Source organism: Rheinheimera oceanensis (assembly GCF_018831085.1).
In the GTDB taxonomy this organism is placed as follows: domain Bacteria; phylum Pseudomonadota; class Gammaproteobacteria; order Enterobacterales; family Alteromonadaceae; genus Alishewanella; species Alishewanella oceanensis.
The window spans coordinates 298,693-312,268 of record NZ_JAGPNM010000002.1; the positions used below are offsets into that span (position 1 = coordinate 298,693).

The following is a 13,576-nucleotide window of genomic DNA, read 5'->3' on the forward strand; positions in this document are numbered from 1 at the left end:
GTGAGGAAGCAAGATGAAAGCTTGGCTTAGCCTGTGTATGTTGCTGCTGGTACTGCCGGTCAGTGCCGCTATAGACACTTTTGCGCTTAATCAGGTTCGGCTGCACAGCGGGCCTTTTTATCAGGCGCAGCAAACCAATATCGGCTACCTGATGGCGATGAACCCGGACCGTCTGCTGGCGCCCTACCGGCGCGAAGCAGGCCTGCCGCCACTGGCCGATCCTTACCCGAACTGGGAAAGCTCTGGCCTGGATGGCCATATTGGCGGCCACTACCTTAGTGCACTGGCATTAATGTACAGTGCCAGCGGTGAGCCGCAACTGCTCGAACGGCTGAATTACATGATTAACCAGTTGCACAGTTACCAGCAACAACACGGCGATGGCTACCTGGGCGGTATTCCAGGCGGCAAAGCCAGCTGGCAGCAAATCAGCCGGGGCCAGATAGACGCTGATTTATTTGTGTTAAACAAGCAATGGGTGCCCTGGTATAACCTGCATAAAACCTTTGCCGGTTTGCATGATGCTTATGTTTACGCCGGTAATCAGCAGGCTAAGCAGATGTTGCTGCAACTGAGCGACTGGGCGCTTAAATTAACCAGCCAGCTAAGCGATCAACAACTGCAGCAAATGCTGATCACTGAATATGGCGGCATGAACGATATTCTGGCCAAAGTGGCCGAACTTAGCGGCGACGACAAATACCTGCAACTGGCGCTGCGCTTTTCTGAACTGCGTATTATGCAGCCGCTGTTGCAACAACAAGACGTACTGGATGGCCTGCATGCCAATACCCAGATCCCGAAAATTATTGGCATGGCGCAGATAGCTGGCCAAACGAATAACAACAGTTGGTACCAGGCCGCCGATTTTTTCTGGCAACAAGTAGTGAATAAACGCAGTGTCGCCATAGGTGGCAACAGCGTGCGCGAACATTTTCACCCGTCAGACGATTTCAGCAGCATGCTAACTGATGTAGAAGGGCCGGAAACCTGCAACACCTACAATATGTTAAAGCTAACCAAGCTGCTATATCAGCGCACGCCAGAACCGCGCTATATGGAGTATTACGAACGGGCGCTGTATAACCATATTTTATCATCGCAGCACCCGGAGCATGGCGGCCTGGTGTATTTTACGCCCATGCGGCCCAATCACTACCGTGTCTATTCATCGCCAGAGCACACCATGTGGTGCTGCGTTGGCTCCGGCATTGAAAACCACGCTAAATATGGCGAAATGATTTATGCCCATAAAGGCGACCAGCTGTATGTGAATTTGTTTGTCGATTCCAGCCTGAACTGGAGCCAACAGAGAGTAAAAATTCGCCAGACTACCACCTTTCCCGATCACGGCAGCAGCCTGATCACGATAGAACAAGGCGGTAAATTCGGCCTGAATATCCGTGAGCCGCAGTGGGCCGCCGGTAAAATGCAACTGACACTAAACGGCAAAGCGGTGAAATTCACATCAACCACTCCAGGCTATTTAAGCCTGCAGCGCCAGTGGCGTAAAGGCGATAAGCTGGCGATCACTCTACCGATGCAAACCACGCTGCAGCAACTGCCGGATAACAGCAAGCACTATGCTATTTTGCATGGCCCTATAGTGCTGGCCGCGCGCAGCCAATGGCAGGACAAACTTAATTTTATTGCCGACAGCAGCCGTATGGGCCATATCGCCAGTGGCGAGCAATGCCCGGTCGATCAAACGCCTACCTTTATCAGTGAGAATGCAGATTTTGTCCGCCATATTAAACCGGTGGCCGGTAAGCCATTAACCTTTACCACGGGGGATGCAGTACTGGCCGGTGTTGAGGGGCCGTTAGAGCTGGTGCCGTTTTTCCGGCTGCACGACAGCCGCTACACGCTGTATTTCCCGCACAGTAACGCCGGCCAGTGGCAACACCAACAACAGTTATTGCGCCAGCAAAGCCAACTTGACAGCCTGCTGGCAGCTAAAACCATCGATATGATCCGCCCCGGCGAGCAACAGCCGGAAGCCGATCATCAGTTTGCCGGCGAACAAACAGAAGCCGGGGTGCACCAGGGCCGGCACTGGCGCCATGCTGCCGGCTGGTTTAGCTACCGCTTAAACACTGGCGGGCAACACGCGCTACAGCTGCGACTGACTTATTTTGGCGCCGACAGCAACCGGCATTTTCAAATTTTGCTGAATAACCAGTTACTGACCAATGTCAGCCTGACAGGTGAGCGGGGCGATAACTTTTACCATGTCGATTACCCGATCCCGGCCCGGCTGTTAAACACGGGCGATAGTATAGAACTGAAATTTGTTGCTGCTCCGGGCTCTGTGGCCGGTGGCATTTATGAAGTGCGTTTAATGCAGATTGATTAATATTACTCAGCTGAAAAAAGCCAGTCCGGCTGCCGGACTGGCTTTTTACTTACTACGGCAGTTTACTGCCCCATACTGAAACACCCTGTGCCGACTGAGCGCTAAAGGTCACGACAAACTGCGCCGGTGTTTCGTGCCACTGGCGTGATAATACGCCTTCGTACAGGTCAGTATCACCGAGGTTTAGCGTGATCTGCTGCTCAGTGCCAAAATGCCAGCTGCCACTGATATTGCCCGCACCGCTGCTAACGCTGCCATCAGCAGCTAAGGTAATCAGCTGCGAGTTTTTAATGGTGGCAGAGATATCTTTACCGTGATTAATAAACTTATACTGGCCAGCAACCTCGTCTTCGCTAATGGTCGCGTTCAGTTCAGTTGAGGCGGTGCTCAGCGGTGCATAGCGATGCGGCGCCACCACCGGCCAGCCGTCTTTATTAATAAAAAACTGGTGCACCCTCAGCTGATGTTGCTCGCCCAGCCCAGGAAAACGGGTATGAAACAGCAAAAAGTACTGGCCGCTGGCCGAGTCAAAATAGGCTGAATTATGCCCCGGTGACACATAGCCACTACCCGCCCCCGTGCCTGGCTCACCGGCGCCGCGGACAAACAAATGGTTACCCATAATTTTCTGGCCAAAAGGTGCGATAGAGGCATCATCAAACAGCGGCAGCGCCGGGTCTGATTTTACCGCCGCCATATCGTTACCCAGCGCATCCAGATAAGGGCCATCCGGCGCACTGGAACGCGCCACCCGCATATTGTAAGCGCCGTTGGCATCCAGGCCGCCAAAAGAGCTGAACAGATAATAATAATCGCTATCCGGGCTGTACAACACATAGGCGCCTTCAATCCGGCTGTGGTTGCCGCCCATCAGATGCTTGCCATAGCCCTGCCCCGGCAGCGTCAGGCCAGTCGCCTGATCCATTTCCAGGATAAACAGGCCGCCGGAATAAGAGCCATACACCAGCCATAATTTACCGTTTTTATCAAAAAAAGCTTGAGGGTCAACTACATTAGGGTGAATTTGCGCGTTGTAGATAGTGCCGTCTTCACTGATTTCATCCCACATACCGGATTTCAGCAAAATTTGTTTATTAACATAAGGCCCTTCTATATTATCAGCCACCGCCACACCCAGTGCCGAGCGCGGCGAGTCACCCTTACAGGCGTTGTAATACATATAGAACTTGCCATCAGCCAGTTGAATCACATCAGCAGCCCACAGGGTGTCGGTTTGCGCCCACTCAAACGTTTCTTGTAGCTCAGCCAGCACATCATCAAATAGCGGGTTATTGCTGTTTACGCCATCGGCGACTTGTTGCCAATGCATCAGATCGGTCGACTTTGCCGCGGCCAGATGCGAGCCAAACACATAATAGGTGTCGGCCACTTTAATCACTGACGGGTCGTGTACACCAACATTCGTAAACGTCGGGCCACCTTGCTCTGCTGGCGGCGGTACTGGCGGAGCTGCTGATACCGGTGGATAAGCCACAGCCGCCGGTGGTGAGTTATTGCTGTCGTTACAACCACTGAGCAGCAGCGCCGTGGTAATAAGGCTTAACGAAAAAAAGCTGGCATTACGTTGTTTCATATCGTACCCCTGTCGTCTGTTGTTATGGCGGGTAAGTTCTGTTGTTGCTATAACCTCCAACAATGCGGCTAAAACAACGTAATTTGGCTGCACTGGTGACAGAATCACCCTTTTCTCACTAATATTATTGTATTACTTTTTAAATTTAAGCGAAAAACTCCGCTTAAACCGCGATTACAGCGCGGCTATTGTGTTACTACTTACAGCGAATTAATCCGGTAGATGATCGTTAAATAACGGTAAGCCAGCGGCTGACCAGTGTATTTGCCGCCAGCGGGTATGGCGGTTACCGTCGGTTAGCGGCGAGCCTTGCAGTTGCAAAGTGTCGCGGGCATGGTAAAACATCAGATCTTCACCGTTATCACCAACCACAAAGCTGTTATGGCCGGGGCCATAGCGGTTAAATTCCGGCCGGGTCTGAAATACCGGCTCAGGCGCTTTATGCCAGCTTTGCGGGTCAAGCAAATTGGCATTTTCATCGGCCCACAACAGCCCCATGGCATAGCGGTGATCAGTCGCACTGGCTGAATACGCGATAAAGATTTTGCCATGGCGGATCAGTACCGCGGCACCTTCATTGACTTTATAGCCCTGCTGCTCCCAACTGAATTCCGGCTGGCTGATAATTACTTCAGGCGCCTCCAGCCGGGTTGGCGTGGCCATTTTTGCCAGCACTAACGCACTGTTATAGCTGCGCGCGGCATCCTGCTGCGCCCACACCATATAATGCTGGCCGCGATGGCTAAATACGGTGGCATCCAGGGAAAAACTGTCCAACGCGCTTTGCATCTGGCCCAGCTCTTGCCACTGCCCCTGCATGGGATCGGCGGCGCTATTGGCCAGCACATACATCCGGATCTGAAATGGCCGTTCAGCCTCGCCGGCAGCAACATATAAATACCAGACGCCATCTATCCGGTGTAGCTCTGGCGCCCAGATATTGGCGCTCATCGGCCCACTGGCTTTTTTGCGCCATACGGTTTTCGCCTGCGCGTTGGCCAGGCCGGCGATATCGGGGCTAAACCGCAGCTCTATCCGGTCAAACTCCGGCACCGAAGCGGTAAAGTAATAACCGTTGTCGGCTTTATACACCCAGGGATCAGCCCGGCGCGGAATAAAAGCCGCAGAAACCGCGTTATTTACTGCCACAGGCTGTGTTGCTGTTAAGTTGCCAGTTGTCATGTTAACAGGCTGGCAGCCGTTTAGCCCCGCCATGCCTGCGATTACTACTAACCATGGTAAAACCCTCATTCAGCACCTCCGTGATAGCGCTTTGCCAATTGCTGCCACGGCATTACCGCCAGTTGTGGCTCGGTCAGGCCCTGGTGCGGGTACTGATAAACCAGTAAATTCCCTGCCTGTGGTTGCTGGCTAAGCTGCTCAGCGCTTAATCCCTCTGTCGCAGTAGTCACAAATAAAATATCCAGCTTGTCGCCACCGAGCGCTACACAAGTAGGTTGTGATACCGGTAAGGAATACAGCGCCGCCAGGCTGCCATCGGCTGCATAGCGGGCCAGTGCACTGCCGCCCCATAAGGCACATAGCAGGTGATCATCAGCATCAATAATGGCGCCATCCGGCTCGCTGCCTTGCGGCACTGTCGCAAACCGCTCAGCCCTGCCAATATCACCGCTGGCCGCATCAAACCGGTAGCGGTTAATTTGCTGCAGTGGTGAATCAGCGTGGTACATCACTCTGCTGTCGCGGTTCCAGCATAGCGCATTAGGAATACGCAGGCCGCTCAGTATTTGTTGACAACCGTGTTGGTCTAGCCGGTACAGGCTGCCGCTGGCAGCGGTATCTTCTGTTGATTGTTCTACCATAGTGCCGGCCCAGAACCGGCCCTGCCGGTCGACCCGGCCATCGTTAAAGCGGTTGCCGCTTAATTGCTGCTGCGGTTTTGCCAGCCACAAGGTAGCGCCGCTATCGGGGTTATACAGTGCAAAGCCGCTGGCAAAGGTCACCAGCAAGGGGTAGCGGCTTGCCATCGGATCAGCCGCATTTAACAACGTAAAGCAGCTGATACGCTCGGGCAGTGGCCACTGGCGCAGGGTTTGCTCAGGCCAGCGCAGTTGAAATAACGCTTTACCGTGAATATCAGTCCACCACACGCTACTGCTGGCAGCATGCCAGAAAATACCTTCGCCCAGGCGGTTTTTTACGCTGATACTGGCTAATAGTTGCAGGTTTTCGCTGTTAGCCATGAGCAGTACTCCCTGCCGCTGCTGTTAATGCAGTACGCCGGCTGAGTACTTTTTGCAGCACAATAAAGCCGAACAACAGCAAGCCGATAACAATTTTGGTCCACCAGCTGCTTAAGCTGCCGTCAAAAATAATATAAGTCTGGATCACGCCCATCAGCAGCACCCCCAGCACGGTACCGATAACAAAGCCGCTACCGCCGGTCAGTAAGGTGCCGCCAATTACCACCGCGGCAATCGCATCCAGCTCCATGCCAACACCAGCCAGGGCATAGCCGGAGAAGGTATAAAAGGTAAACACTATGCCAGCCAACGCCGCCAGCACACTGCTCAGCGCGTAGATAGCAATAGTCGTACTTGCCACCGGCACGCCCATCAGCTGTGCCGACTGGCTGTTACCGCCAATGGCATAAACACAGGCACCAAAACGGCTGTAGTGCATCAGCATAATTACCAGCACCAGCACCACCATAAAGATCAGCGTGGAGCTGCCGATCCAGCCGCCACCGGGCAGCGCAATACCAAATTCGGCGACGGCATCGTAAAAGCTGTGGTCAATAGCTATAGATTCTTCACTGAGTGTAGTTGCCAGACCACGTGCCAGAAACATCCCTGCCAGGGTGACAATAAACGGCTGCAGTTTGTACACGTGGATCAACACCCCCATTAGCGCGCCAAACAATGCCGCAGCCGGCACAATAAGCGCAAAGGCCAGCAGCGGGTGCCACTGGTACTGGCTAATCAGCAAACCGGCTGCCACGCCACTGAGCGCAATCACTGCACCGACCGATAAATCAATGCCGCCGGAGATAATCACCAGCGTCATACCCAGCGCGACAATCAGTAAAAAGGCGTTGTCACTAAACAAATTGCTCACCACCGCCAGCGAGGCAAAGCCGTCAAATTGCCAGCCACCTATGCCAAACAGCAGGCACAGTAATGCTGCGGTGATCCATAAAGGTAAGTAGCGTAGCGACATCATGCCTGGCCTCCTTTACGCCACTTTCGCAACTTGGGTAACCAGCTGCTTAGCTGGCGGCGAAACTTATCTGACTGCAACAACAGCACCAGCAGCACCACCAGGGCTTTAATCAGTAAGTTAAATTTGGCTGGCAAACCGCTGACAATAATAGTGGTGCTTAAACTTTGAATAATCAGCACGCCAATCACCGACAGCAACAATGAGAAACGTCCGCCGCTGAGCGCTGCGCCACCAATTACCACGGCTAAAATTGCATCCAGCTCCAGCCATAAACCGGCGTTGTTGGCGTCAGAGCCCTGAATATCGGCAGCACTGATCATACCGGCCAGCGCCGCGCAAAAGCCGGCAAAGGCATAAACAAACAGCTTTATCGCTTTATCGTTGATCCCTAAATAACGGCTGGCGGTAGCATTACAACCTACCGCCTCAATAAACAGGCCCAGCGCGGTGCGCCGCAGTAACAACTGGCTTAAGCCAAACATCGCTATTACCAGCCATACCGGCACCGGTACCCCCAGCCAGCTGCCGCTGCCAAGCCAGGCAAAATCGGGCCGCAAAAAAGTGACAATCTGGCCCTGATTAATTAGCTGGGCCACGCCGCGCCCCGCCACCATCAGCAATAAGGTTGCCACAATCGGCTGAATTCTCAGATAACTGACCAGAGTGCCATTAATCAGCCCGGCAGCAATACCGGTGGCCAGCCCGGCTGTAATTACCAGTACCAACGGCAAGTCGGCCTGCAGTAATAAGTTCGCGCATATGCTACCTGCGATAGCCATCACGGCCCCGACCGACAAATCTATACCGCCGGTAGCAATTACCAGGCTCATCCCTATTGCCAGCAATGCTACCGGCGCACTGCGGTTTAAAATATCAATTAACGAGCCATACAAACGGCCATCCTGGAAACTCAGCTGAAAAAAGCTGGCATCCAGCAGCAGGTTAGCCGCCAGTAACAGGATTAACGCTGCCAGTGGCCACAGATAGCGCGCGGATGCCTTTGTACTGCCGGGGCTGTAACGTGCCAGCCGGGCCTGTTGTAAGCTGTCGGCGCAAGGTTGAGTCTGTTTCATTTATCCCTCTGCAATTGCCTGCATAATATGCTGGGCTGTCATGTTATCGCCGCTTAATTCCGTTACTTTTTGCCGGTCACGCAACACCACCACTTTACCGGCAAAAGCAACCAGCTCTTCAAGCTCAGACGAGGTGACCAGCAGCGACATACCTTGCTGACACAGGCTTTTGATCAGTAATACAATTTCGGCATGGGCGCCGATATCAATGCCGCGGGTGGGTTCGTCCAGAATAAGTAATTGCGGATTAATGGCCAACCAGCGCGCCAGGATCACCTTTTGCTGGTTGCCGCCGCTCAGCTGCTCAATAGGTTTGTCGGCATCCGGCGTGGCAATTTGCAGCTTGTCGATGTAAAACGCTGCCAGTTGCTGCTGTTGTTTAACCGGCAAATAGCGCCACCAGCCACGGCGTGCCTGCAGCGCCAGCATAATATTTTCCCGGATAGACAACGGGCCGATAATGCCCTCGGTTTTGCGCTCTTCCGGGCACAATGCAATACCGGCTTTTATTGCATCAGCAGGCTGCTGCAATATCAGCGTTTTACCGCCAAACTGTATTTCACCGCCGCTTAACACATCTACACCATACACCGCGCGGCACACTTCTGTGCGGCCAGAGCCGAGCAAACCTGCCAGCCCCACGGCCTGGCCTTTGGCCACCGTAAGCGAAATATCACTTAGCGAACCTTTTACCGAAATCTGCTGCAGTACCAGCAAGGGTTCAGCCTGTTTTGCCACGGCTGTTGCAGCCTGCTGTTGGGTCAGCTGTTGCAATTCTTTACCAAGCATGGCTTCAATCAGCTGCGAACGCGGTAAGTCTGCTGTCAGATACTCGCCAACTTTACTGCCATTGCGCAGCACAGTAATGCGATCACTGATTTGATACACCTGCTCAAGAAAGTGGGTAATAAACACTATCGCCACGCCCTGCTCACGCAGCTGACGCATCACATCGAACAGCATCTGCACTTCACTGCTATCGAGGCTGGCAGTCGGTTCGTCCAGCACCAGCACTTTGGCTGACATTGCCACGCCGCGGGCAATGGCGATCAGCTGCTGCACGGCAACAGAATATTGCGCTAATGGCGCGGTAACATCGATATTAAGCTTAAAACGCAGCAATAACTGCTGTGCCTGCTGTTGCATTTTTTTATGCTGAATTAAACCGAAGCGGCGTGGCTCGTGGCCCAAAAACAGGTTTTGTGCCACGCTAAGGTTGGGCAATAAATTAACTTCCTGATATACCGTACTGATCCCCGCGCGTTGTGCTGCCGCCGGGCTGGCAAAGTGGCACTGCTGGCCGTTAAAGTAAATGTCACCGCTGCTTTTGGCTAAAGCACCGGTCATTACTTTTATCAGCGTCGATTTACCGGCACCGTTTTCGCCGAGCAGCGCGTGTACTTCACCGGCAAATAAACGTAAATCAACATTTTGCAGCGCCTTAACACCGGGAAAATGCTTGCAGACCTGTTTCAGCTCTAATACCAGAGATGGCGTAGTCATAAATGGCTCCTGTACATAGCGACAGCGCCGGCATTAACCGGCCTGCCGGCAGTCAGTTATTTATTAGTCCGCTTTTGGTATTCGGCTGCTGCAGTATCCTGGCTGAATAGCTCGCCGGTGTTATTAATGTATTTAGAGATGTCTTTATCTCCCCGCAGGTAGGCGGCTATTACATCGAAAGCCGGGCCGCCCAGGTGCGGATCAAGCTCTACGGTGGCATTGGCTTCACCGTCAGCCATGGCTTTGAAGTAATCCGGCACGCCGTCTACCGCCACGACCAGAATATCCTGGCCCGGTTTTAAGCCGGCTTCTTTAATTGCCTGAATAGCCCCCAGAGCCATTTCATCGTTGTGAGCCCACAAAGCACAGATGTTCCGGCCGCCCTGCTCGGCTTTAAGAAAGCTTTCCATCACTTCTTTGCCTTTACTGCGGGTAAATTCAGCGGTTTGGCTGCGGATAATTTTGGCGTTGGGGTAAGCAGACAATACCTCGTTAAAGCCTTTAGCGCGGTCGATTGCAGCGGTGGCACCCACGGTGCCCTGCAATTCAACTATGTTGCATTTACCATCGGTTTTTTGCATCAGCCAGTTAGCAATTTTGCGGCCTTCCTCGGTAAAGTCTGAGGCAATGCGGGTTAAATATAATGAGTCGTCATTAACCTGAACATTGCGATCGACAATGACTACCGGAATACGGGCACGTTTGGCTTCACGCAGTACCGGTGCCCAGCCGGTTTCGACCACCGGCGCAATAATAATGGCATCCACGCGCTGGGCAATAAAACCGCGTACTGCCCGGATCTGGTTTTCCTGTTTTTGCTGCGCATCAGCAAATTTCAAATCAATATTGCGTGCAGCAGCTTCGCGTTTTACTGACTCGCTGAAACTACTGCGCCAGCCGCTTTCTGAGCCGACCTGCGAAAAGCCAATAGTAGTAGCCCTTGCCAAAGAAGATAGTGCCAGTGAAGAAGACAGCGCCAACATAGCTGTGGCGCCTAAAAGACGTTTAATGTTCATATCTTGCCCCCGTTGGCCGGGTTGCCCCGGCGCTATTATTTGTTATGCGATGCCTCTTTATGCAGTGCATCGCGTTGCGACGCGGGGTCTGTGCCCCGTTGCTTTCGCCAGTAGCTGTTTAGCCAGACCTCTTTGTATAAAAACAATAAATAGTGCGCTGCCGGTAAGGCTGCGCCGGTGAAATTAAAACCGATGGAAACTGCGGCAGATTTACGGCGTTAGGGTAATCGTGCGTTTCCAGACATAGCCCGGCAAATTTAGTAAGTGGCACACCATCGGCGCCATTAAGACTGCCATCGAGAAAATTACCGCTGTAAAACTGCATACCGGCCTCGGTGGTCAGTATTTCCATCACCCTGCCTGAGCTCGGATCAGACAGCACCGCCGCCAGTTGCGGTTGCTGTTTACCGGCATTGCTCTGCACAACATGGCTCGGCACAACATGGCTTTGCGCAAAATCGTTCAGTACAAAAAAGTGATCATACCCATTGGCCAGTTGTCTGATATCGCGGCCTATGGTTTTGGCCTGCTGAAAATCAAAGGCTGTACCGGCCACCGCCAGCAAGTTACCGTTAGGCACTAACTGCTGATTAACCTCTAAGGTATGGCCGGCGTTAAGCCATAACGTATGCGCCAGCACATCAGCACCGGGTTTAGCGGCCAGATTCCAGTAACAATGGTTAGTTAACGATAGCGGCGTAAGCTTATCGGTAGTGGCGTAATAGTCGATGCTAAGCTCGTTATCGCGGTTAAGCCGGTAGCAAACTTCCAGCGCCACATTACCTGGATAGCCCTGATCGCCATCGGCACTTTGGCAGCTGAAGATCACCGCCACACTGTCGGCCTGTTGCTCAGTGCGGTATTGCCAAAAGCGGCTACCCAGCCCCTGTGGCCCGCCGTGTAACTGGTTACGGCCCTCGTTGGCGGCAAGCTTGACCTGCTTGCCATCAAGCTCAAACGCCGCATTCGCAATGCGGTTAGCAACCCGGCCGATGCTGACGCCAAAATAATACCGGTTAGTGGCCCACTGCGCCGGGTCCTGATAGTTCAGCACCAGTTCGGCCGCTGTACCGCTTTCATCAAGCTGGGTAACCGACCAGATGCCGGCACCCAGCGTCGACAGCGTAGCTGTTAAGCCATTGCCATTATCCAGCGTGATCAGCTGTACCGGTTGTGCCAGGGCAGGATGCACCAGGCTGCGGCTACTGACTGACATTAGCGCTGCCATTATCCGGCGCCCGCCAACGCGGCTTCTACCGCAGCCGTGGTGCGTACACCATTGACCAGCCGTGAGATTTGCAGCGGGTTGCTATCCTGCAGCTCTTGCGGTAACAGTGCCTGTGGGTAGTTTTGGAAACATATTGGCCGGATAAAACGGGCAATTGACGCTGTACCTACCGAGGTAAAACGGGCATCGGTTGCTGCCGGGAAAGGTCCGCCATGCATCATGGCATCGCACACTTCCACCCCGGTAGGGAAGTTATTGATCACCAACCGGCCCACTTTACTGCGCAGTAATTGCACCAGTGCGCTTTGCTGCGCCAGTTCTGCCTCAGTGCAATGAATAGTGCCGGTAAGCTGGCCTTTAAGGCTGCTAACTACCTGTAACAGCTGCTTCTGGTCGTCACAGACCACCACCACCGAGGTATGGCCAAACACTTCTTCCTGTAAATGCGGGTTCGCCAGAAAGGTCGCGGCATCAACCTGAAATAATTTGGCCTGGGTATAAAAGCCCTGCTCAGCGGTGACACTGGCACCACAGCCCGCTAAAGATACCCCGGCTTGTGCTGCAAGATGCGCAGTGCCTTTATCGTAGGCGTCGGCAATATTATCATTCAACATTACGCCAGCCGGAATTTTCGCCAACGCTTCGCCAGCGCTTTGCATAAAGCTATCCAGCTCTGGCCCGGCTATCGCTACGGCTACGCCGGGGTTAACACAAAACTGGCCACTGCCCAGGGTTAACGAGGCCACATAGCCCTGCGCCAGTGCCGTCGCTGACTGCTGCAGCGCCTGTGGCAAAAATACCACCGGGTTAACACTGCCCATTTCAGCAAATAACGGTATTGGCTCTGGCCGGTTATTCGCCAGTTTAAACAGCGCCATGCCACCGGCCAGAGAACCGGTAAAACCCACGGCTTTCACGGCCGGGGCAACCACCAGATCAGAGCCGATTTCCCGGCCCGAGCCCATTAATAAAGAGAATACACCAGCGGGTAGCCCACAGGCTTTTACCGCATTATCCAGCGCCTGTGCTACCAGCTCACAGCTGCCGGGGTGCGAATTATGGCCTTTTACCAACACCGGGCAACCTGCTGCCAGCGCTGCAGCGGTATCGCCACCGGCGACAGAAAACGCCAGTGGAAAATTGCTGGCGCCAAATACCACTACCGGCCCCAGCGGCTGGTTCATAAAGCGGATATCAGGCCGTGGCAATGGCTGACGCTCTGGTAACGCTGTATCAATGCGGATATCAAGATAATCGCCGGTGCGGATCGAGCTGGCAAACAAGCGCAGCTGATGGCAAATACGGCCACGCTCACCTTCCACCCGGCCACGCGGGTAGCCGGTTTCCTGCATTACCCGTTCAATAAGTTCATCACCCAACGCCATTACTTCTTCCGCACAGCGCTGTAAAAACTCTGCCCGCTGTGCCGCGCTGGTATTGGCATACAGCGGCGCCGCAGCTTCTGCGGCTGCTACAGCCGCCGCCACCTGCGCCTTGCTGGCATAGCTTAATAGCGGCGCTATTTTCTGGCCGGTAGCCGGATTAATGGCCTGATATTGCCCTGCCTCACCTGCCAGCCATTGGCCGTTGATCAGTTGTTTGCCGGTAATACGCATAATCTGT

10 protein-coding genes are annotated in these 13,576 nt (G+C 53.6%); 1 reads left to right on the plus strand and 9 read right to left on the minus strand.

Features of this window, described 5'->3' with window-relative positions; translation table 11 throughout:
- The first annotated feature begins 13 nt into the window (after positions 1–13).
- On the plus strand, positions 14–2,356 hold the full coding sequence (locus tag J3B89_RS05990) for a glycoside hydrolase family 127 protein (protein ID WP_215396607.1): 2,343 nt from the start codon (positions 14–16) through the stop codon (positions 2,354–2,356).
- 52 nt (positions 2,357–2,408) lie between these two features.
- On the opposite strand, the gene J3B89_RS05995 is transcribed toward J3B89_RS05990, so the two are convergent.
- The 9 genes from J3B89_RS05995 to J3B89_RS06035 all read right to left on the minus strand — a co-directional run bounded on the left by J3B89_RS05995 (position 2,409) and on the right by J3B89_RS06035 (position 13,569).
- Positions 2,409–3,950: a glycoside hydrolase family 43 protein gene (locus tag J3B89_RS05995; RefSeq protein ID WP_215396608.1), complete on the minus strand. Its 1,542-nt coding sequence runs from the start codon at positions 3,948–3,950 to the stop codon at positions 2,409–2,411.
- Positions 3,951–4,160: 210 nt separating this feature from the next.
- Positions 4,161–5,132: a glycoside hydrolase family 43 protein gene (locus J3B89_RS06000; RefSeq protein WP_215396609.1), complete on the minus strand. Its 972-nt coding sequence runs from the start codon at positions 5,130–5,132 to the stop codon at positions 4,161–4,163.
- Positions 5,133–5,197: 65 nt separating this feature from the next.
- Positions 5,198–6,154 (minus strand): SMP-30/gluconolactonase/LRE family protein, encoded by a 957-nt coding sequence (locus tag J3B89_RS06005; protein ID WP_215396610.1) that lies wholly within the window; start codon positions 6,152–6,154, stop codon positions 5,198–5,200.
- A complete protein-coding gene (gene yjfF / locus J3B89_RS06010; protein ID WP_215396611.1) occupies positions 6,147–7,133 on the minus strand; it encodes a galactofuranose ABC transporter, permease protein YjfF in 987 nt (328 codons plus the stop codon). The genes J3B89_RS06005 and yjfF overlap by 8 nt, the downstream gene beginning before the upstream one ends.
- Complete coding sequence (locus tag J3B89_RS06015) at positions 7,130–8,206, minus strand: ABC transporter permease (protein WP_215396612.1); 1,077 nt, start codon at positions 8,204–8,206, stop codon at positions 7,130–7,132. The genes yjfF and J3B89_RS06015 overlap by 4 nt, the downstream gene beginning before the upstream one ends.
- The gene (locus J3B89_RS06020) at positions 8,207–9,709 is read right to left on the minus strand and encodes a sugar ABC transporter ATP-binding protein (protein ID WP_215396613.1); all 1,503 of its coding nucleotides are present in this window, start codon (positions 9,707–9,709) and stop codon (positions 8,207–8,209) included.
- 56 nt (positions 9,710–9,765) lie between these two features.
- On the minus strand, positions 9,766–10,725 hold the full coding sequence (locus tag J3B89_RS06025) for an ABC transporter substrate-binding protein (protein ID WP_215396614.1): 960 nt from the start codon (positions 10,723–10,725) through the stop codon (positions 9,766–9,768).
- 118 nt (positions 10,726–10,843) lie between these two features.
- Positions 10,844–11,953: an aldose epimerase family protein gene (locus J3B89_RS06030; protein WP_215396615.1), complete on the minus strand. Its 1,110-nt coding sequence runs from the start codon at positions 11,951–11,953 to the stop codon at positions 10,844–10,846.
- Positions 11,953–13,569 carry an aldehyde dehydrogenase (NADP(+)) gene (locus J3B89_RS06035; protein ID WP_215396616.1) on the minus strand — a complete coding sequence of 539 codons (1,617 nt, stop codon included), beginning with the start codon at positions 13,567–13,569 and terminating at the stop codon, positions 11,953–11,955. Before J3B89_RS06035 ends, J3B89_RS06030 begins: the two co-directional genes overlap by 1 nt.
- Positions 13,570–13,576: the final 7 nt, after the last annotated feature.